Below are 20,979 nucleotides of genomic sequence, written 5' to 3'. Positions count from 1 at the left end.
GTTCGCTCGCCTCGAGCGATCCATGCCGCCGCCATTCCGTCCGTGAGGTTCCCCCGTGGCATCCAGTGCACCTGTCCCCGGATGGCTCCGCGTGCCCGATGACGCCAACGCACTCGCGCCGCTCGTCTGGCCGTCCACCGCCGCACGCGACGAAGCCGGCCGGCTCGTGATCGCCGGAGTCGATGCGGCGTCGCTCGTCGCCGAGTACGGCACCCCGCTCCACGTCGTCGACGAAGCCGACGCCCGGGCCCGGGCGTCGCAGATCAGGCGCGCATTCGACGACGCCGCAGCAGCCATCGGCACGACCGTGACCGTGTATTACGCGGGCAAGGCCTTCCTGTCGGGCGCGATCGTGCACTGGGTGACCGAGGAGGGACTCGCGGTCGACGTGTGCACCGGTGGCGAACTCGCCGTCGCGCTCGCGGCGGGCGCGGACCCGGCCCGCATCGGCTTCCACGGCAACAACAAATCGGTCGCCGAGATCGAACGCGCCGTCGAGGCCGGCGTCGGCACGATCATCATCGACAGCGAGATCGAGATCGAACGGGTCGCGGATGCCGCGGCGCGCGCAGGCCGGGTGCAGCCCGTGCGGCTCCGCGTCAACAGCGGCGTGCACGCATCGACGCACGAGTTCCTCGCGACCGCCCACGAAGACCAGAAGTTCGGCGTGCCGCTGGCCAGTGCGGTCGAACTCGGCACCCGAATCCGATCGCACGCGTCGCTCGACCTCATCGGCCTGCACTGCCACATCGGCTCGCAGATCTTCGACGCTGCGGGCTTCGCCGAGTCCGCCGAACGACTGCTCGGCGCGCATGCGGAACTCTCGAAGACCGGGCCGGTTCCCGAGTTGAACCTGGGGGGCGGCTTCGGCATCGCCTACACCTCGGCCGACGAGCCCTCGCCGATCGAGGAGATCGCGCAGGGCATCGCCGCCGCCGTCGCGACCGGATGCCGCGAGCACGGCATCCCCGTGCCGAAGCTCGCCTTCGAGCCCGGGCGTTCGATCATCGGCCCGGCCGGGGTCACGCTCTACACGGTCGGCACGACCAAGCCCGTGCCGATCGAGGGCGGAGTGCGCCGCTACGTCTCGATCGACGGCGGCATGAGCGACAACGCCCGCACAGCGCTCTACGGTGCCGAGTACTCAGCCCGCATCGCCTCGCGGGTCTCGACCGCCGCGCCCGCCCTCGTGCGGGTCGCCGGCAAGCACTGCGAGTCGGGCGACATCGTCGTCGACGCCGAGTACCTGCCGGGCGATGTCGCCCCCGGCGACCTGCTCGCCGTGCCCGCGACAGGCGCCTACTGCTGGTCGCTCGGCTCCAACTACAACCACGTGCCGCGCCCGCCCGTCATCGCCGTGCGCGACGGCGTCGCGCGCGTCATCGTGCACGGCGAGACCGAGCAGCAGTTGCTCGCCCGCGACGCCGTGCTCGCGGCATCCGACCTCTCCAACGACCGCCCCATGGAAGGGAACCCTGCATGATCGAGTACCGCTCCATCCGAGTGGGCCTGCTCGGCGCGGGCTCCGTCGGCTCACAGGTGGCACGCCTCCTGCTCGACCACTCCGACGAGCTCGCCCAGCGAATCGGCGCCCGCATCGAACTCGTCGGCATCGCCGTGCGGGATCTCGACGCCGAGCGCGATGCCGAGCTGCCCCGCGAGCTGTTGACGACCGACTCCGACGCGCTCATCCTCGGCTCCGACATCGTGATCGAGCTCATGGGCGGAATCGAGCCGGCTCGTACGCTCATGCTGCAGGCCATCGCCTCCGGCGCCGACGTCGTCACGGGCAACAAGGCGCTGATCGCGCAGCACGGCCCCGAGCTCTTCGCCGCCGCTGAGCAGGTCGGCGCCCAGCTCTCGTACGAGGCGGCCGTCGCGGGCGCCATCCCGATCATCCGGCCGCTGCGCGACAGCCTCGCGGGCGACCGGGTCGACCGCATCCTCGGCATCGTGAACGGCACGACGAACTTCATCCTCGACCGCATGGACCAGACGGGCGCCACCCTCGAAGACGCCCTCGCGACGGCGACCGAACTCGGCTACGCCGAGGCCGACCCGACCGCCGACATCGGCGGCTACGACGCCGCGCAGAAAGCGGCGATCCTCGCGAGTCTCGCATTCCACACGAGCGTGCCCGTCGAGGCGGTGCACCGCGAGGGCATCACGGAGATCTCCGCCGCACAGGTCGACTCCGCACGTCGCGCGGGCTACGTCGTGAAGCTCCTCGCGATCTGCGAACGGCTGACCGACGGCGAGACCGGCGAGGAGGGCGTCTCGGCGCGGGTCTATCCGGCGCTCGTGCCGCGCAGCCACCCGCTCGCCGCCGTCCACGGCGGAAACAACGCGGTCTTCGTCGAGGCATCCGCTGCCGGCCCGCTCATGTTCTACGGGGCGGGCGCCGGGGGAGTGCAGACCGCATCGGCCGTGCTCGGCGACCTCGTCGCGATCGCCCGTCGGCACGTGATCGGCGGCCCGGGCACGGCCGAGTCGACGCATGCGGCGCTGCCCGTGCTCGAGATCGGGCGAATCACGACGCGGTACGCCATCACCCTCGAGGTCGCCGACGAACCGGGCGTGCTCGAGCAGATCGCCCGTACCTTCGCCGACCACGGCGTCTCCGTCGAGCAATTGCAGCAGACGGTCGACGAGGGTTCCGATCGGGCTACGCTGGTGATCGGGACGCACGAGGCGAAGGAGTCCGCGCTCGCCGAGACCGTCGCCGCCCTCGTCCAGAGTCCAGTCGTCGCATCCCTCGCGTCCGTCCTCCGAGTCGAAGGAGCAGTGTGAACACCCCCATCAGCCCCAAGGCGAATTCCCGCCAATGGCGCGGAGTCATCCGCGAGTACGCCGACCGGCTCGACGTCACCGACGCCACTCCGATCGTGACCCTCGGTGAGGGCGGCACGCCGCTCCTGCCTGCTCCCGCACTCTCGGCACGCACCGGCGCCGACGTCTGGGTGAAGTTCGAGGGCATGAACCCCACCGGCTCCTTCAAGGACCGCGGCATGACGATGGCCGTCACGAAGGCCGTCGAGCACGGTGCGAAGGTCGTCATCTGCGCCTCGACCGGCAACACCTCCGCGTCGGCGGCCGCCTACGCGACGCACGCCGGCATCAAGGCCGCCGTACTCGTGCCCGAGGGCAAGATCGCGATGGGCAAGCTCAGCCAGGCCATCGCCCACAACGCCGAACTCCTGCAGGTGCAGGGCAACTTCGACGACTGCCTCGACATCGCGCGCGACCTCGCGGCCAACTACCCGGTGCACCTCGTGAACTCGGTCAACAACGACCGTATCGAGGGGCAGAAGACGGCGGCGTTCGAGGTCGTCGAAGTGCTCGGCGATGCTCCCGACTTCCACTTCATCCCCGTGGGCAACGCCGGCAACTACACGGCGTACACGCGCGGCTACCGCGAAGACATCGCGGCGGGCAACGCCACGCGTCTGCCTCGCATGTTCGGCTTCCAGGCCGCGGGCTCGGCGCCGATCGTGCGCGGCGAGGTCGTGCGCGACCCCGACACGATCGCGAGCGCGATCCGCATCGGCAATCCGGCGTCGTGGGAACTCGCGCTCGAGGCGCGCGACGCGTCCGACGGCTACTTCGGCGCGATCGAAGACGAGAAGATCCTCGAGGCACAGCGCATCCTCTCCGCTGAGGTCGGCATCTTCGTCGAACCCGCGTCGGCCATCTCGGTCGCGGGCCTCCTCGAGCGTTCGGCCGCCGGCGTCGTCCCCGCAGGCGCACGCGTCGTGCTCACGGTCACCGGGCACGGTCTGAAGGACCCGCAGTGGGCGCTTCGCATGGCCGACGGCTCCGACGTGCAGCCGACGGTCGTTCCCGTCGACACCGCGCAGATCGCCTCGGTGCTCGGACTCGCCTCATGACCGCTGTGCCGTCGCTGACCGGTCACCGCGTACTCGTGAAGGTTCCGGCGACCTCGGCCAACCTCGGCCCGGGCTTCGACACCCTCGGTCTCGCGCTGGCCAGGTACGACGAGATCGAGGTCTCGGTTCCGGATGACTCGCCGGGGCACGACGGCTCAGGGCTCGAGATCGAGGTGCACGGCGTCGGCGAGGGGGAGGTGCCGCTCGACGAGCGTCACCTCGTCGTTCGCGCGATCGCCCATACCTTCGCCCGCGCAGGGGTGCCGCTGCCGGCGCTGCGGCTCGTGGCGCACAACTCGATTCCGCATGGCCGCGGTCTCGGTTCATCCGGTGCCGCGATCGTCGCCGGTGTCATGGCCGCCAGGGGGCTGCTCGACGGCGTCGTCGACTTCGGTGCCGATGAACTGCTCGATCTCGCCACCGAACTCGAGGGCCACCCCGACAACGTGGCTCCGGCACTCTTCGGCGGCCTCACGATCGCCTGGGTGACTCCGGAGGGTCCGCGACACAAGAAGCTCATCGTGCATCGCGGCGTCTCCCCGCTCGTGCTCGTGCCCGAGCACGAGATGTCGACGGCGCTCGCCCGCTCGCTGCAACCCGAGTCGGTGCCGCACGAAGACGCGGTGTTCAACGTCTCGCGATCGGCGCTCCTCGTCGCTGCGCTCGTCCAGAGCCCCGAACTGCTCTTCCAGGCAACCGAAGACAAGCTGCACCAGCACTATCGGGCCAAGGCGATGCCCGAAACCGATCGGCTCATCGGGGTGCTTCGCGAGGCGGGGCATCCGGCGGTCGTGTCGGGGGCCGGGCCGTCGATCCTCGTGCTCGCGAGCGATCCCAGCGAACGCGCTGCGGCCATCGCACTCGTCGAGGCGACCGCCGACACCGCATGGCAGGCCCTGCCGCTCGCCGTGGACTTCAAGGGCGCGACGGTTCAGAGCGCCTAGCGGTCCGAACCGTCGCGAAAGGCGGCAGCCCCAGCTCGCTCGGCGTCCCAGCGCCGCGCAGCGTCCGCGGCAGACCACTCAGGCGACGCCGCCCCTCGCGGGAGACCGGAGAGCGAAAGGCGGCAGCCCAGCTCGATCATCCGCACGTGACATCCGCACTTCACAGGCGCGCCGCGTGTGAAACCAACGGCCCGGTGATGATAGGCTGGCGACGCACCTGGCAGGCGACGCACTGTTCGCGTCCCGGCTCGCTCGTGCAATTTCCGGCAATCTATTGCTTCGCTCTCGCGCGTGTCTGCGCCCTCGTGCGCACCGACATCGCTCGTGTCAGCGATCAGCTCTCCTGAATCAGCAACTCTTGCGACAGGGGAAAGGAACATACCCAGTGACCAACGGAACCGACCACGCCGATCGCGTGGCCAACACCGCCCGACTGTCCGCCATGAAGGTCGCCGAGCTCCAGGAGCTCGCAGCGTCCCTCGGCCTCGCCGGCGGCTCGAAGCGCCGGAAGGGCGACCTCGTGGAGCTGATCGCCGCGCACCAGGAGTCGGCCGCAGGCTCAGATGCTGCCGCGTCGGTCGAGACGGCCGAGGCTTCCACGACCGAGCGGGCCGCGCCCGTCGAGCTCGACGTCGACACCCCTGCCGATGCTCCGGCCGAGGCCCCGGCGGCGCCGTCGGCAGCCGTGACCGATGTCGCGGCCGACGAGACCGCAGCGGCCGCTCCCACCCGCCAGCGTCGTCAGCCCCGTCGCGCGACCAGTGCGACGACCACCGCGGTGCAGCACGTCAACGGCGGCGCCGCCGGTGTCGACCTCGCTGGCGCTCCTGCTCCCGCTCCCGCTCCCGAGACCGACGAAGCCCGCGAGGCGGCCCGTGCCGCCGTGCGCGAAGAACTCGCTGCAGCGACCGGTGAAGGCGCACGAGGCGCGAAGTCGACCGGTGCAGACGGCGAAGCCGCTCCCGCCGAAGAGCCCCGCCAGGGCCGCAGCCGCAACCGCGGTCGTCGCGGCGGCGAGCGTGGCGACCGGGCCGAGCGCGGTGACGACGGTGCGCAGCCCGAGCAGAAGCAGGGCGAGCGCAAGTCGGGTCGTCAGAACGACCGCCAGAACGACGACCAGGGCCGCAAGGGCGACGAGCAGGGCGGCAAGTCCGGCGAGAAGCGGCAGGGCGGCGACGCCGACAAGGGCAAGCAGCAGGGCGAGGGCGGCCGCGGCCGCGACAAGCAGGCACGCGACAACCAGGGTCGCGACAACGAGGGCCGCGACGGCCAGGGCCGCGACGGCCAGTCGCGCGACCCCCAGGCCCAGCCAGACGGCGAAGGCGGCCGTCGCAACCGTTACCGCGACCGCAAGCGCCGCGGTCAGGGCATGGGCGACGAGGTCGAGCCCGAGATCCTCGACGACGACGTGCTGATCCCCATCGCGGGCATCCTCGACGTGCTCGACAACTACGCCTTCGTGCGCACGACCGGGTACCTGCCCGGCCCGAGCGACGTCTACGTCTCGCTCGGTCAGGTGAAGAAGTACAACCTGCGCAAGGGCGACGCGGTCGTCGGCGCGATCAAGCAGCCGCGCGACAACGAGTCGAACAGCCGTCAGAAGTACAACGCGCTCGTGAAGGTCGACTCGATCAACGGCCAGACGACCGACGAGGCGGCGGGTCGCGTCGACTTCCAGAGCCTCACGCCGCTCTACCCGCAGGAGCGTCTGCGCCTCGAGACGGAGCCCACCAAGCTCACGCAGCGCATCATCGACCTCGTGGCACCCATCGGCAAGGGCCAGCGAGGCCTGATCGTGGCGCCGCCGAAGGCCGGCAAGACGATCGTGCTGCAGCAGATCGCGAACGCGATCTCGATCAACAACCCCGAGGTCCACCTCATGGTCGTGCTCGTCGACGAGCGACCCGAAGAGGTCACCGACATGCAGCGCACGGTGAAGGGCGAGGTCATCGCATCGACCTTCGACCGTCCGGCCGAAGACCACACGACGGTCGCCGAGCTCGCCATCGAGCGCGCCAAGCGACTCGTCGAGCTCGGACACGACGTCGTCGTGCTGCTCGACTCGATCACGCGTCTCGGCCGGGCGTACAACCTCGCCGCACCGGCATCCGGTCGCATTCTCTCGGGCGGCGTCGACGCGTCGGCGCTGTACCCGCCGAAGCGCTTCTTCGGCGCTGCGCGCAACATCGAGAACGGCGGTTCGCTGACGATCCTCGCCACGGCCCTCGTCGAGACCGGATCCAAGATGGACGAGGTGATCTTCGAGGAGTTCAAGGGCACCGGCAACTCCGAGCTCCGTCTCTCGCGCCAGCTCGCAGACAAGCGCATCTTCCCCGCGGTCGACGTCAACGCGTCGTCCACGCGCCGCGAAGAGATGCTCCTCTCGCCCGACGAGGTGAAGATCACCTGGAAGCTGCGCCGCGCCCTCGCGGGTCTCGAGCAGCAGCAGGCGCTCGAAGCAGTGCTGGGTCGCCTGAAGGAGTCGCAGTCGAACGTCGAGTTCCTCATGCTCATGCAGAAGTCGATGCCGGTCGCCGGCCACGGCAACTCGCACGGGCACGAGACCGATCACCGCTGAGGCTCTCGTGTTCGAGTCCGTCCAGAGCCTCGCCGCCGAGCACGCGCAGTTGCAGGAGGAGCTCGCCGACCCGGCGCTCCACGCCGACGCCGCCCGGGCGAAGAAGGTCAACCGGCGTTACGCCGAGCTGAGCCGCATCGTCGCCGCGCATTCGGCGTGGCTCGGGGCGGAGGACGACCTCGCTGCCGCTCGCGAGCTCGCGAAGGAGGACGAGGCGTTCGCCGAAGAGGTGCCCGCGCTCGAAGAGGGGCTCGCAGCGGCACAGGAGCGACTTCGGCGCCTCCTGATCCCGCGCGACCCCGACGACGGCCGCGACGTGATCATGGAGATCAAGGGCGGCGAAGGCGGAGCCGAGAGCGCTCTCTTCGCCGCTGATCTGCTGCGCATGTACATCCAGTACGCGCAGTCCAAAGGGTGGAAGGTCGAGCTGCTCGACCAGAACGAGTCCGACCTCGGCGGCTACAAAGACGTGCAGGTGGCGATCAAGTCGAACGCCACCGACCCGTCGCAGGGGGTCTGGGCGCACCTGAAGTACGAGGGCGGCGTGCACCGCGTGCAGCGCGTGCCGGTCACCGAGACGCAGGGGCGCATCCACACCTCGACGACGGGTGTGCTCGTCTTCCCCGAGGTCGACGAGCCCGAAGAGGTCGACATCAGCCAGAACGACCTGAAGATCGACGTCTATCGTTCCTCGGGTCCCGGCGGGCAGTCGGTCAACACGACCGACTCCGCAGTGCGCATCACCCACCTGCCGACCGGCATCGTCGTGTCGATGCAGAACGAGAAGTCGCAGCTGCAGAATCGCGAGGCCGCGATGCGCGTGCTTCGAGCCCGCATCCTCGCTCGTCAGCAGGAGGAGATCGCTGCTGCGGCGTCCGACGCCCGCAAGTCGCAGATCCGCTCGATGGATCGTTCGGAGCGTATCCGCACGTACAACTTCCCCGAGAATCGCATCGCCGACCACCGCACCGGGTACAAGGCGTACAACCTCGACCACGTCATGAACGGCGCGCTCGATCCGATCATCGAGTCGGCCGTCCAGGCCGACGAAGAGGCGCGACTGGCCCACCTCGGCGACCAGCAGTAGCCGCCCTCGTCGCCTCGAGCGCGCTGTGGGTTCAGATATGCCAGTCGTGGATGCCGCGCGCCGCGTCGGCCGTCGCGTGCGAGAGCGGCTTGACGGTTGCGGGGATGCCGACGACGAGCGAGTGGGGCGGGGCGTCCCTCGTCACGACGGCGTTCGCGCCGACCGCACTCCATGCGCCGATCGTGACGTTGCCGAGCACCTTCGCGCCCGCGCCCACGGTCACGCCGTCTTCGAGGGTCGGATGCCGCTTCGCCCCGCGCCCGATGCCCCGAGCCGCCTTTCCGCCCAGTGTGACCCCGTGATACAGCATCACGTCGTCGCCGAGCACGGCGGTCTCGCCGATGACGACACCCATGCCGTGGTCGATGAAGAAGCGCCGGCCGATGGTGGCGCCGGGATGGATCTCGACCCCGGTCAGGAACCGCACGAATTGCGAGATCACGCGAGCGGGGAGCCGGAGCCCGGCCGCCCAGACGATGTGGGCGAGCCGGTGGCCCCAGATGGCGTGCATGCCGGAGTACGTGAAGAACACCTCGAATCCGCTGCGCGAGGCGGGGTCGTGCGATCGCGCGGTGGCGATGTCCTCGCGGAGAGCCCGAATGAAGGTCACGGATTCAAGTCAATCAGGTGCGGCCCCGATGTCGCTCGCCTGCCTCAGTCGCGCAGGTCTTCGTAGAGCACGGTCGAGAGGTAACGCTCACCGAAGTCGGGTACGACGACGACGATCGTCTTGCCGTCGTTCTCGGGTCGCTTGGCGACCTCGAGTGCCGCCCAGACCGCGGCGCCCGACGAGATGCCGCCGAGGATTCCCTCTTCGGATCCGAGCGTGCGGGCGGTCGCGATGGCGTCGCCCGCGGCGACGTCGATGACCTCGTCGTACACCTCACGGTCGAGTACGTCGGGAACGAAATTCGCACCCGAGGCCCTGGATCTTGTGCGGGCCGGGGGCGCCCCCGGTGAGGATGGGGGAGTCGGCGGGCTCGACGGCGACGACCTGCAGCTCGGGCTTCTGCTCCTTGAGGAACCCGCCGGCGCCGGTGATGGTGCCGCCCGTGCCGATGCCCGAGACGAGGATGTCGACCTCGCCGTCGGTGTCGGCCCAGATCTCGGGACCCGTGGTCGAACGGTGGATCGCCGGGTTCGCCTCGTTCTCGAACTGACGGGCGAGGATCGCCCCCGGCGTGTTCGCGACGATCTCGCCGGCGCGCGCGACGGCACCCTTCATGCCCTCGGCACCGGGAGTGAGCACGACCTCGGCGCCGAAGGCACGCAGCACGACGCGACGCTCGACGCTCGCGGTCTCGGGCATGGTCAGCACGACCTTGTAGCCGCGGGCGGCGCCCACGAGCGCGAGGGCGATGCCGGTGTTGCCGCTCGTGCCCTCGACGATGGTGCCCCCGGGCTGCAGTTCGCCCGACTTCTCGGCCGCGTCGATGATCGCGACGCCGATGCGGTCTTTCACGCTGGCGGCGGGGTTGTAGAACTCGAGCTTGGCGAGCACCGTGGCGCCCGCGCCCTCGGTGAGCCGGTTCAGGCGCACGAGCGGTGTGCGGCCGACGACCTCGGTGATGTTCTCGTAGATCTGCGCCATTGGCTTGCCTCTCGGGTTCGGTGGTGCACGACGGCCTCAGCCTAGGGTTCGGCTCGCACCGAGGCGAGTGCGTTACATTCCATTGCGTGGATACGACACCCCCCGACGACCGAGCCCGGCCCCTGCGCGCGCTCCGAGACGAGTCGGTGTCGACTCTTGCCGCGGCCGGGGTCCCTGATCCCGAGGTCGATGCAGAGCTCCTGATCGGGCACGTGCTCGGCCTCTCGCGCGGTGCATTGCATGCACGCATGGTCGTCGGCGGTGAGGCGGGCGAAGCGGATGCCGCGGCCCTCGCAGGGCTCGTCGCGCGGCGAGCCGGCCGTGAGCCGCTGCAGCACATCACGGGTCGGGCGCCGTTCCGGAGCCTCGAGCTGCAGGTCGGGCCAGGGGTCTTCGTGCCGCGGCCCGAGACCGAGCAGGTCGCCCAGCTCGCGATCGACGCGCTCGGGGCCGCCGCCGAGTCGGCGCCGATCGGTGTCGACCTCGGAACGGGCACCGGCGCGATCGCGCTCGCGCTCGCGACGGAGGTGCCGCACGCGAGGGTGTGGGCGGTCGAGAAGTCGGCAGAGGCGTTCGTGTGGACGAGACGGAACGTCGCCGAAGTCGGTGCGCCGAATCTCGAACTCGTCTTCGGCGACCTCGCCGATGCCCTGCCCGAACTCGACGGACGGGTCGCGGTCGTGGTCTCGAACCCGCCATATGTGCCGCTTCGGCAACTGCCGCGCGACCCCGAGGTGCGACGTCACGACCCCGAGACGGCGCTCTACGGCGGTGCCGACGGGCTCGACGTCGTGCGGGTGCTCTCGCGGCGGGCGTTCGCGCTGCTGCGGCCGGGCGGCGTGCTCGTGATCGAGCACGGCGAGGAGCAGTCGGCGCCGATCGCCGAGATCCTCGCGGCCGACGGCTGGCGGGCGATCGCCCATCACCGCGATCTCACGACGCGCGACCGTGCGACCACGGCCGTGCGCTGAGCGCTACTCCTTCTTGGCCCGCTCCGCCTTCTCCCGAGCGTGCTTCTCGCGTTCGAGGGCGTGCTTGATCGCCTCTCGCTCGCGCTTCTGCGCCTCGCGGAGCGCCTTCTCGGCCTCGCGCCTGGACTTCGCCGCATCGCGGACCTTTCGGTCGCGAGGCAGGTCGAGCAGCGGCGGGAGGGGCGCGTCGGTCACGACGGCATCGCCGGACTCGACACGCCCGACGTGGTGCTCGATGCCGTCGAGGATGCGCGCCAGGCCGAAGTCGAAGTCGTCGTCGGTCTCGTCAGGCGCCTCGCCGGGCACGGCGACGTAGCCGCCGCCGGCGAGCAGCGGGCTGAGGTAGGGGAACCGCTCGGGGGTGACGAGTTCGGCGAGCGCCTCGAAGAAGTTCGCGCCCGTCACATCGGCCGGGTCGGCGGTCGCCGCGGCGACGCCGAGGTCGCGCTCCTGCGCTCCGGTGGCGCGTGCATAACTCGTGAGGAGGAGCAGCGTCGACATCTTCTCGCCGTCACTGAGCGGCAGGTCACGCACCTCGCGAAGGAACCAATCGACCAGCAGCAGGCTGTTGGGCGTGATCGGGGCGCCCGAGATGGGGATGTCGACGAGCCACGGGTGCGCCAGATAGGCGCCGCGAATCGCGAGCACCCACGCCCTGACGCCGTCGCGCCAGCCGCGTTCGATCGTCTCGTCGGGCACCGGCGGCACCATCGCGCCCTCCTGCATGAGCAGGATCAGGTCGTCTTTGCTCGTGACGTAGCGGTAGAGCGACATCGTCGTGAAGCCGAGCGCCGCGGCGACGCGGCTCATCGAGACGGCCGCGAGCCCCTCGGCGTCGGCGATCTCCACGGCCGCGTCGACGATGCGTTCGATGGAGAGTTCGCGTTTGGGCCCGCGTTGCGGGTTCGCCGCGACGCCCCAGGCGAGTGCGACGCCGCGCGGGAGTTCTGGGTCGCCTCGTTCGGGGTTCACACGCTCAGGGCTCACTTGGGGTCCGTTCTCGATTGGTGTTGACGACAGTCTAGAACTGTGTATTACTTAAACAACAGTGCATCACATAAACAGTTTGCGCCATACTCAATCGGTGGGGGTGCAGACGAGAGAACAGGAGAACTCCATGTCAGTCGCGATCGAGACGCGCGGGCTCCGCAAGCGATTCGGGTCGACCGAAGTGCTTGCGGGCCTCGACGTCAGTGTGCCCGAAGGGTCGGTGTTCGCGCTGCTCGGCCCGAACGGCGCAGGCAAGACGACCGCCATCAACATCCTGACGACGCTCGTGAAGCCCGACGCGGGCAACGCCAGGGTCGCCGGCTTCGATGTCGCCGCCGCACCCCAGCAGGTGAAGCAGCGCATCGCGCTCACGGGCCAGTCCGCAGCGGTCGATGAGGTACTCACCGGCACCGAGAACCTCGTCATGATGGGCCGGCTCTCCGGGCTCGGCCGACAGCAGGCACGGCGCCGCGCCGCCGAGCTGCTCGAGCGGTTCGAGCTGACGGATGCCGCGCGCCGGCGTCTCGGCACCTATTCCGGAGGCATGCGCCGACGCCTCGACCTCGCGCTCAGCCTCGTCGTGGACGTGCCGATCCTGTTCCTCGATGAGCCGACCACGGGGCTCGACGCGCGCAGCCGCCAAGAGCTCTGGAACGTCATCCGATCGCTCACCGAGGCCGGCACCACGGTCTTCCTCACGACGCAGTACCTCGAGGAGGCCGACCGGCTGGCCGACCGCATCGCCGTGCTCGACCGAGGGCGCATCGCCGCGGAGGGCACCGCCGACGAGCTGAAGGCGCGCATCGGCGGTGACGTCGTCGAACTCCGCGGCGCCGACGGCGAACTGCTGCTCGAACTGCCGACCGACGGCAGCGTGCACGGGCTGCGCGCGGCCATCGACCTGATCGACCACTCGCCGGCCTCTGCGGCCGAGGGTGCGCAGGTCTCCATCCGACGCCCGAGCCTCGACGACGTGTTCCTCGCGATCACCGCCGGCTCTGCGGCATCCGCCCCCGAACTCATCGAATCGAAGTGACCACCATGACGACCCTGACGACCGCCGGCCCGACCACGACGACCTCTGGCGGCGCCGCGCCGGCGCCCGCCCGAGCGAAACTCGGCCCGTTCACGGCCGAGTCCACCTTCATCGTCCGCAGCTTCCGCCACTCGGTGCGCGACATCGACGCGATGCTCATGGCGGTGCTGCTGCCGACGATGCTGATGCTGATGTTCACCTTCATCTTCGGCAACGCGATCGACCCCTCGGGCGGCTATGTCGACTACGTGGTGCCCGGCATCATCCTGCTCTGCGCGGGATTCGGCGCATCGTCGACGGCCATCTCGGTCTCGCGCGACATGACGACGGGCATCATCGACCGGTTCCGCACCATGCCGTTGCGCAGCGGCGCTGTGACCACCGGGCACGTCGTCGCGAGCCTCGCCCGCAACCTCGTGGCGACGGCCGTGGTGATCGCGGTGGCATTCCTCGTCGGCTTCCGGCCGACCGCGAACCCGCTCGAGTGGCTCGCCGTGTTCGCGCTCGTGGCGCTCTACATCCTCGCGATCACCTACCTCTTCGCGGCGATCGGCCTCGCGGCGTCGAGCCCTGAGGCGGCGAGCGGCTACGGATTCATCCTGCTCTTCCTGCCCTACCTCTCCAGCGCGTTCGTGCCGGTCGCGACGATGCCGGAGTGGCTGCAGTGGATCGCCGAGAACCAGCCGATCACCCCCGTCATCGAGACGATCCGCGGGCTCCTCATGGGCACGCCCATCGACGACTCCGCGTGGTGGGCCCTCGGCTGGTGCGTCGGCATCATCGTCGTCTCGGTCGTCTGGGGCGGCTGGCTCTTCCGCCGCAAGTCCGGGCGCCGCTGAGTCGGTCGACCGGCAGCGGATGCCGCGGCGCAGGCGAGCGCCGCGGCATCCGTGTTCCGCCGGCGCGGTCGTCACCGGGCGCTGGTCTAGAATCGGGCAGGTCATGACTGCCATCTACGACTGTTCGGTCGACTCTGAGCTCCTCACCGGCATGCGCCTCGCACGAGGCGCCATCGGGCGCGGAGAACTCGTCGTCATCCCCACCGATACGGTCTACGGGGTCGCCGCCGACGCGTTCGATGCGAAGGCCGTCACCCGGCTGCTCGAAGCAAAGGGGCGCGACCGCACCTCGCCGCCGCCCGTGCTCATCCCCGGCACGCCGACCCTCGACGCGCTCGCGAGCGAGGTGCCGCCCGCCGTGCGCGAGCTCGTCGACCGGTTCTGGCCGGGCGGGCTGACGGTGATCCTGCACGCACAGCCCTCGTTGCAGTGGGATCTCGGCGAGACGGGCGGCAGCGTCGCCCTCCGAATGCCGGCGAACCCGATCGCGCTCGAACTGCTCGCGGAGACGGGCCCGCTGGCCGTGTCGTCGGCGAACCGCTCGGGCGAGCCCTCGGCGACCACGGCGGCGGATGCGGCCCGGATGCTCGGCGACTCGGTGCGCGTCTACCTCGACGGCGGCCCCGCCGGCGGTTCGTACGAGGCCGTCGGCGAACGCGAGGGGGACACGTCGTCGACGATCGTCGATGCCACGGCGCTCGCCCATGACGGCGGGCGACTCCGCATCGTGCGCGCCGGCGTGATCTCGCGCGAGCGCATCGCCGCGGTCGTGGGGGAGGAACTGCTGGAGCCCGAGGTCGTCGAGCCTGCGGCCGAGCGCGAGCCTGCGGCATCCGACGACGAAGCGGGCACCCCCGCCTCATGACCCTCTTCCTCGCCATCGCCCTGCTGACGGCGCTCGTCACCTTCGGCGGGTCGATCATCGTCTGGAAACTGAGCCTGAAGTACAAGCTCTACCCGAAGATCCGCGAGCGCGACGTGCACACGCGGCCCACGCCTCGCCTCGGCGGCGTCGCGATGTTCGTCGGCATCCTGATCGCGTTCGCCGCGGCCGCCGTCATCGCGAACCTCGGTTCGGCGCGCTTCTCGAGCATCGCGATCGTCTTCCAGAACCCGGGCCAGATCCTCGCGATCCTCGGTGCGGCGCTCCTCATCGTCGTCGTCGGCGTGGCCGATGACATCTGGGACCTCGACTGGACGACCAAGCTCGCGGCCCAGTTCCTGGCGGCGGGCCTCATCACGTGGCAGGGCGTCTCGATCGTGTCGCTGCCGATCGGCGGCATCACGGTCGGCTCGTCGTGGATGTTCGCGATCATCACGGTGTTCGTGATCGTGCTCGTCATGAACGCGGTGAATTTCATCGACGGACTCGACGGCCTCGTCGCCGGAGTCGCCCTCATCGCGAACGGCGTGTTCTTCCTCTACTCCTACCTGCTCGTGCAGCAGACCTCGCCGACGAACTACTTCAACCTCGCCTCGCTCGTGGCCATCATCCTCGTCGGCGCGTGCGCCGGGTTCCTGCCGCTCAACTGGCACCCCGCGAAGCTCTTCATGGGCGACGCGGGGGCGCTCCTCATCGGTCTGCTCATGGCCACGTCGGCCGTCGCGGTCACGGGCCAGCTGAACCCCACGGGCGTCGGCCTCAACCAGTTCGTCGCCGCGTTCATCCCGATCCTGCTGCCGTTCGCCGTGCTCGTGATCCCGCTGCTCGACTTCGGGCTCGCGGTGATGCGCCGCCTCCGCGCCGGCAAGTCGCCGTTCTCCGCCGACCGCAAGCATCTCCACCACCGACTGCTCGACATGGGCCACTCGCATCTGCACGCGGTGCTGATCCTGTACGGCTGGACCGCGGTCGCCTCGGTCGGATGCCTCCTCACCTACGTCTTCCCGGTCTACTTCAAGATCTCCTCCCTCTGGGCGCTCCTCGCGCTCTTCATCGGGTTCGTCATCTGCGCCGTGATCACGCTCGCCCCCCTCGGCCGCCGCAAGCGACTGACCGTCGCGGCCGAGGCGGAGGCCGTCGACGAGACCCCTGAAGCGGATGCCGCGGGGCTCGACGAGCTCGCCGGTGCCGAAGCATCCGCTGCCGGTGCTCAGGACGCCTCGGTAGAATCCGGCGACCCCGAATCTGGAGCACGATGAACGACGCACGACCCGAATCAGACCGCACGCCGACCTCGAACCCCGTGTTGCAACGGGCACTGCTGTGGGGTGCGGCGCTCGCCGGTGTGATCCTCGTCGTGAGCGCGGTGCTCGGATTCCTGTTCGCCGGGGTTCCCGGCCTTCTCGGCGCCCTGGTCGGAACACTCATGGCCGTCGTGTTCATGGGCGTGACCGCCGCGAGCATCCTCCTCGCCAACCGGTTCTCGGGCAGCGATCTCTTCGTCGGTGCGTTCTTCGGCATCGTGCTCGGCGGGTGGCTGCTCAAGTTCATCGTCTTCATCGTGCTCGTCGTCGTGCTGCGAGGGGCCGACTGGCTGGATCCCACGGTGCTCTTCCTCAGCCTCGTCGCGGGCGTCATCGCCTCGCTGGTCGTCGACGTGCTCGTGGTGGCGAAGTCGCGCCTGCCGTACGTCAGCGACGTCGAGTTGCCGAAGGCGCCCACCGACGAGTGAGCCCTGCCGTGGTTCGTCGTGAGCGCGAAGTATTGCTAGAGTAATGGGGATCCCCCCACGGTTCGGCCTTGCTCGCGCACGGGCGCTCCGCAACCCATGTTCGTCGCCGCAGGAGCCGAGCTCCTCGCCCCGAAACAGGAGAAAGCGCTGCTAGTTAACGCTCTGAGCCTGCTGGTTCCGATGTCAACCGACGACGGCGGCTTCCACCCCCCGTCGATCTGGGAGTTCTTCCCCGAGGTCTTCCTCTTCGAGGGCACGCCGTTCGCGATCAACCGAGTCATGCTCGTGCGCTTCATCGCGGTCGCTGCGCTGCTGCTCGTGTTCTGGCTCGGCACTCGCCGCATGAAGGTCGTTCCCGGCCGTTTCCAGAGCCTCGTCGAGATGGGTCTCGACATGGTGCGTGTGAACGTCGCCGACGACCTGCTCGGCAAGAAAGACGGCAAGCGGTTCCTGCCGATCCTCACCACGATGTTCTTCATGATCCTGTTCATGAACCTGACGGGCATCATCCCCGGCCTGAACCTCGCGGGCACCTCGGTCATCGGTGTGCCGCTCGTGCTCGCCGTCATCTCGTACTGCACCTTCATCTACGCAGGTCTCAAGAAGAGCCCGAAGAACTTCATCAAGAACTCGCTCTTCCCGTCGGGTGTGCCGTGGCCCGTCTACATCATCGTCACGCCGATCGAGTTCATCTCGACGTTCCTCATCCGGCCGGTGACGCTGACTCTCCGACTGCTCATGAACATGATCGTCGGCCACCTCCTGCTCGTGCTCTTCTTCTCGGCGACGCAGTTCTTCCTCTTCACCGCCGGCGGGTGGTGGTCCGCGCTCGCTGCGGGCAGCCTCGCCTTCGCCTTCGCCTTCACGCTCTTCGAGATCCTCGTCGCAGTGCTGCAGGCCTACGTCTTCACGCTCCTCACCGCGGTCTACATCCAGCTCGCGGTGGCGGAGGAGCACTGAGCCCGGGCATCCGCCCAGAACATTCCCTAGGAAAGGAAACCGAACGTGGACTCAACCACCGTTCTCGCTGAAATCTCCGGCAGCATCGCGACCGTCGGATACGGCCTCGCGGCCATCGGCCCGGCCATCGGCGTCGGCATCGTCGTCGGCAAGACCATCGAAGGCGTCGCCCGCCAGCCCGAGCTGGCCGGTCGTCTCCAGGTCCTGATGTGGATCGGTATCGCCTTCACCGAGGCGCTCGCCTTCGTCGGCATCGCCACGGGCTTCATCTTCGGCTTCTGACCCCTGCCACGTAGGAGGCAACTGTGCTGCAAGCAGTCTTGAGAGCTGCGACCGAGGAGCAGGAGGGCACTCCGCCCGTCCTTCTTCCGGCGATGTACGACGTCGTCTGGTCGGCGGTCATCTTCGTCGTCCTCCTGATCTTCTTCTGGAAGTACGTGCTCCCGCGCGTGCAGAAGCTGCTCGACGAGCGCGGCGAGGCGATCGAGGGCAACATCGCGAAGGCCGACGAGGCGCAGCGCAAAGCGGAGGCGGCGCTCGAGGAGTACACCGCCCAGCTCGCCGACGCGCGCACCGAAGCCGGTCGCATCCGCGAGACGGCTCGCGATGACGGCAAGAAGATCGTCGCCGAGGCGAAGGAGTCCGCGACCGTCGAGGCCGCTCGCGTCACGGCAAGCGCACAGGCGCAGATCGAGGCGGAGCGCCAGACCGCGCTCGTCTCGCTCCGCTCCGAGGTGGGCACGCTGGCCATCGACCTCGCCTCCGGCGTGATCGGCGAGTCGCTGTCCGACGACGCCAAGGCGACCGCGGTCGTCGACCGCTTCCTCGCCGACCTGGAGGCCTCAGAGGCCGCCGCCGGAGGGAAGAAGTAGTCCATGGGTAGCGCTACGAGAGAGGCCCTGGCCGGTTCGAAGGCCGCGCTGGCAGAACTCGGCCGCGCCGAGCTCCCGGTGGCCGAGGCACTCCTCGCCGCCGGCCGGGTGATCGGCGATTCCGCGCACTTGCGAACGGCGCTCATCGACACCGAGGCCGACGTCGCACAGAAGCGCGAGCTCGTCGGTGCCGTGTTCGGCTCCCGTATCCCCGCGGAGGCCGCTTCGCTCCTGGTGAGTGCGGCGTCGCGTCGCTGGTCGTCCGGCGACGACTTCCTCGCGGGGATCGAAGAGCTCGGCATCCGCGTCGCCGCGGAGTCGGCGCCCGACGGCGTCGACCTCGACGCCGAACTGCTCGCATTCGAGCGAGCCGTCGCGAGCGACGCAGAGCTCGAGCTCGCGCTCGGGTCGAAGCTCGGCGAGACCGCGGCCAAGACGAAGATCGTCGACCGGCTCCTCGCCGGCAAGGCATCGCCTCAGACGATCGTGATCGTGCGGCACCTCGTGCTGCAGCCCCGAGACCGCCGCATCGGCGAACTGCTCCGCCACGGGGCATCCGTCATCGCAGACCAGCGCGGATTCGACATCGCGACGGTCACGAGCGCGGTTCCGCTCAGCGCCGCCCAGTTGGGCCGGCTCGAGCAGGGACTCGCAGCCCAGGCGGGCCGCCGAGTCCGCTTCGACACCATCGTCGATCCCGCCGTGCTCGGCGGGGTCCGCGTGCAGATCGGCGACGACGTCATCGACGGCAGCGTCGCCTCGCGCCTCAGCTCGCTGCGGCAGAAGCTTGCCGGCTGATGCCGGTTGACACAACCGGCGTCCGCGCCGCGACACACCAGTAGCTGTACAACCGGTACAGAAAAAGGGAAAAGACAATGGCAGAACTCACCATCAGCCCCGACGAGATCCGTTCGGCTCTCTCGGAGTTCGTCTCCTCGTACGAGCCGGGCCAGGCAGAGAAGACCGAGGTCGGGTACGTCACCGACGCCGGCGACGGCATCGCGCACGTCGAAGGGCTTCCCTCGGTCATGGCGAACGAGCTGATCCGCTTCGCGGACGGCACGCTCGGTCTCGCGCAGAACCTCGACGAAGACGAGATCGGCGTCGTCGTGCTCGGTGAGTTCACCGGCATCGAAGAGGGCATGGAGGTGACCCGTACCGGCGAGGTGCTCTCCGTTCCCGTCGGCGAGGGCTACCTCGGCCGTGTCGTCGACCCGCTCGGCAACCCGATCGACGGCCTCGGCGAGATCACCGGCATCGAGGGTCGTCGTGCCCTCGAGCTGCAGGCGCCGGGCGTCATGCAGCGCAAGTCGGTGCACGAGCCGATGCAGACGGGCATCAAGGCGATCGACGCCATGATCCCGGTCGGCCGCGGTCAGCGCCAGCTCATCATCGGCGACCGTCAGACCGGCAAGACGGCCATCGCGATCGACACGATCATCAACCAGAAGGCCAACTGGGAGTCGGGCGACCCGTCGAAGCAGGTTCGCTGCATCTACGTCGCCGTCGGCCAGAAGGGCTCGACCATCGCCTCGGTGAAGGGCGCCCTCGAAGACGCCGGAGCCATGGAGTACACGACCATCGTCGCGGCTCCCGCCTCCGACCCCGCCGGCTTCAAGTACCTCGCGCCGTACACCGGCTCGGCCATCGGCCAGCACTGGATGTACGACTCCAAGCACGTGCTCATCATCTTCGACGACCTGTCGAAGCAGGCCGAGGCCTACCGTGCCGTGTCGTTGCTGCTCCGTCGCCCGCCGGGACGCGAGGCGTACCCCGGTGACGTCTTCTACCTGCACTCGCGTCTGCTCGAACGTTGCGCGAAGCTCTCCGACGAACTCGGCGCCGGTTCGATGACGGGTCTGCCCATCATCGAGACCAAGGCGAACGACGTCTCGGCGTACATTCCGACCAACGTGATCTCGATCACCGACGGCCAGATCTTCCTCCAGTCCGACCTGTTCAACTCGAACCAGCGCCCGGCGGTCGACGTCGGCATCTCGGTCTCCCGAGTCGGCGGCGACGCACAGGTCAAGTCGATCAAGAAGGTCTCGGGCACGTTGAAGCTCGAGCTCGCGCAGTACCGGTCGCTCGAGGCGTTCGCGATGTTCGCCTCCGACCTCGATGCGGCCAGCCGCCGCCAGCTCGCCCGTGGTGCGCGCCTGACCGAACTGCTCAAGCAGCCTCAGTACTCGCCGATGCCGGTCGAGAAGCAGGTCGTGTCGATCTGGGCGGGCACCAAGGGCAAGCTCGACGAGGTTCCCGTCGAAGACATCCTCCGCTTCGAAGCCGAGCTGCACGACTACCTCGCGCGCAACACCGAGGTGCTGAATTCGCTGCGCGAGACCAATGTGCTCTCCGACGAGACGGCGGCCGAGCTCGATGGCGCCGTCGACGCGTTCAAGCTCGAGTTCCAGACGGGCGAGGGCAAGCCGCTCGCCTCGGTCGGGTCGGAGCAGTTCGAAGCGATCGCTGAAGAAGAGGTCGTCCAGGAGAAGATCGTCAAGGGCCGCCGCTAGTCATTCCGAGGTTCCCTGCGGCTCTCGACGGGAACTGACCTCACAGGGTCGCGTCGAGAGCCCAGCACCAGGAAGACAGGACACAGGAGAAAC

The 20,979-nt window shown here is 69.2% G+C and carries 19 protein-coding genes and 1 pseudogene; 17 read left to right on the top strand and 3 right to left on the bottom strand.

Translation table 11 applies throughout. From position 1 onward, the window contains the following. Positions 1 to 55: 55 nt before the first annotated feature. The 6 genes from lysA (at position 56) to prfA (ending at position 8,496) form a co-directional block, all read left to right on the top strand. Positions 56 to 1,483 (top strand): diaminopimelate decarboxylase, encoded by a 1,428-nt coding sequence (lysA, locus tag FHG54_RS12525; RefSeq protein ID WP_139417568.1) that lies wholly within the window; start codon positions 56 to 58, stop codon positions 1,481 to 1,483. Continuing rightward, positions 1,480 to 2,790 carry a homoserine dehydrogenase gene (locus FHG54_RS12520; RefSeq protein ID WP_139417567.1) on the top strand — a complete coding sequence of 437 codons (1,311 nt, stop codon included), beginning with the start codon at positions 1,480 to 1,482 and terminating at the stop codon, positions 2,788 to 2,790. Before lysA ends, FHG54_RS12520 begins: the two co-directional genes overlap by 4 nt. Further along, entirely contained in the window at positions 2,787 to 3,887 is a 1,101-nt protein-coding gene (thrC, locus tag FHG54_RS12515) for a threonine synthase (protein ID WP_232331437.1), read from the top strand. Before FHG54_RS12520 ends, thrC begins: the two co-directional genes overlap by 4 nt. Next, complete coding sequence (gene thrB / locus FHG54_RS12510; protein ID WP_139417566.1) at positions 3,884 to 4,831, top strand: homoserine kinase; 948 nt, start codon at positions 3,884 to 3,886, stop codon at positions 4,829 to 4,831. The genes thrC and thrB overlap by 4 nt, the downstream gene beginning before the upstream one ends. 385 nt (positions 4,832 to 5,216) lie before the next feature. After that, positions 5,217 to 7,409 (top strand): transcription termination factor Rho, encoded by a 2,193-nt coding sequence (gene rho / locus FHG54_RS12505; protein ID WP_139417565.1) that lies wholly within the window; start codon positions 5,217 to 5,219, stop codon positions 7,407 to 7,409. A gap of 7 nt (positions 7,410 to 7,416) precedes the next feature. After that, positions 7,417 to 8,496 carry a peptide chain release factor 1 gene (gene prfA, locus FHG54_RS12500; RefSeq protein WP_139417564.1) on the top strand — a complete coding sequence of 360 codons (1,080 nt, stop codon included), beginning with the start codon at positions 7,417 to 7,419 and terminating at the stop codon, positions 8,494 to 8,496. A 31-nt stretch (positions 8,497 to 8,527) separates the two neighbouring features. On the opposite strand, the gene epsC is transcribed toward prfA, so the two are convergent. After that, positions 8,528 to 9,106: a serine O-acetyltransferase EpsC gene (epsC, locus tag FHG54_RS12495; RefSeq protein WP_139417563.1), complete on the bottom strand. Its 579-nt coding sequence runs from the start codon at positions 9,104 to 9,106 to the stop codon at positions 8,528 to 8,530. A gap of 44 nt (positions 9,107 to 9,150) precedes the next feature. Next, a pseudogene (gene cysK, locus FHG54_RS12490) lies at positions 9,151 to 10,087 on the bottom strand (cysteine synthase A). Between the two features lie 86 nt (positions 10,088 to 10,173). Here cysK and prmC point away from each other — a divergent pair. Then, complete coding sequence (gene prmC, locus FHG54_RS12485; RefSeq protein ID WP_139417562.1) at positions 10,174 to 11,058, top strand: peptide chain release factor N(5)-glutamine methyltransferase; 885 nt, start codon at positions 10,174 to 10,176, stop codon at positions 11,056 to 11,058. Between the two features lie 3 nt (positions 11,059 to 11,061). Here the strand turns inward: prmC and FHG54_RS12480 are convergent, their stop codons facing one another. After that, positions 11,062 to 12,045: a TetR/AcrR family transcriptional regulator gene (locus FHG54_RS12480; protein WP_232331436.1), complete on the bottom strand. Its 984-nt coding sequence runs from the start codon at positions 12,043 to 12,045 to the stop codon at positions 11,062 to 11,064. Positions 12,046 to 12,175: 130 nt separating this feature from the next. Between FHG54_RS12480 and FHG54_RS12475 the strand changes: the two genes are divergently transcribed. From FHG54_RS12475 to atpA, 10 genes are all read left to right on the top strand, one after another. Next, a complete protein-coding gene (locus FHG54_RS12475; RefSeq protein WP_139417561.1) occupies positions 12,176 to 13,084 on the top strand; it encodes an ATP-binding cassette domain-containing protein in 909 nt (302 codons plus the stop codon). Positions 13,085 to 13,089: 5 nt separating this feature from the next. Beyond that, positions 13,090 to 13,923, top strand: coding sequence for an ABC transporter permease (locus tag FHG54_RS12470; RefSeq protein WP_139417560.1), 834 nt, complete (start codon positions 13,090 to 13,092; stop codon positions 13,921 to 13,923). 103 nt (positions 13,924 to 14,026) lie between these two features. Further along, positions 14,027 to 14,788, top strand: coding sequence for an L-threonylcarbamoyladenylate synthase (locus FHG54_RS12465; protein WP_139417559.1), 762 nt, complete (start codon positions 14,027 to 14,029; stop codon positions 14,786 to 14,788). Then, complete coding sequence (locus FHG54_RS12460) at positions 14,785 to 16,065, top strand: MraY family glycosyltransferase (RefSeq protein WP_139417558.1); 1,281 nt, start codon at positions 14,785 to 14,787, stop codon at positions 16,063 to 16,065. Before FHG54_RS12465 ends, FHG54_RS12460 begins: the two co-directional genes overlap by 4 nt. Beyond that, a complete protein-coding gene (locus tag FHG54_RS12455) occupies positions 16,062 to 16,538 on the top strand; it encodes a Cg1360 family ATP-synthase-associated protein (protein ID WP_139417557.1) in 477 nt (158 codons plus the stop codon). The genes FHG54_RS12460 and FHG54_RS12455 overlap by 4 nt, the downstream gene beginning before the upstream one ends. Positions 16,539 to 16,718: 180 nt before the next feature. After that, positions 16,719 to 17,498, top strand: a complete 780-nt coding sequence (gene atpB / locus FHG54_RS12450) for a F0F1 ATP synthase subunit A (protein ID WP_232331435.1) — start codon at positions 16,719 to 16,721, stop codon at positions 17,496 to 17,498. Between the two features lie 45 nt (positions 17,499 to 17,543). Further along, positions 17,544 to 17,780 (top strand): ATP synthase F0 subunit C, encoded by a 237-nt coding sequence (gene atpE / locus FHG54_RS12445; RefSeq protein ID WP_139417556.1) that lies wholly within the window; start codon positions 17,544 to 17,546, stop codon positions 17,778 to 17,780. A gap of 23 nt (positions 17,781 to 17,803) precedes the next feature. Then, a complete protein-coding gene (locus FHG54_RS12440) occupies positions 17,804 to 18,370 on the top strand; it encodes a F0F1 ATP synthase subunit B (protein WP_139417555.1) in 567 nt (188 codons plus the stop codon). Positions 18,371 to 18,373: 3 nt separating this feature from the next. Further along, positions 18,374 to 19,168, top strand: coding sequence for a F0F1 ATP synthase subunit delta (locus FHG54_RS12435; RefSeq protein ID WP_139417554.1), 795 nt, complete (start codon positions 18,374 to 18,376; stop codon positions 19,166 to 19,168). 77 nt (positions 19,169 to 19,245) lie between these two features. Further along, complete coding sequence (gene atpA / locus FHG54_RS12430; RefSeq protein ID WP_139417553.1) at positions 19,246 to 20,886, top strand: F0F1 ATP synthase subunit alpha; 1,641 nt, start codon at positions 19,246 to 19,248, stop codon at positions 20,884 to 20,886. Positions 20,887 to 20,979: the final 93 nt, after the last annotated feature.

It is taken from the genome of Agromyces laixinhei, assembly GCF_006337065.1.
GTDB lineage: Bacteria > Actinomycetota > Actinomycetes > Actinomycetales > Microbacteriaceae > Agromyces > Agromyces laixinhei.
The sequence above is the reverse complement of the archived record's forward strand: the minus strand, read 5'-3'. Positions and strand labels throughout refer to the sequence as shown.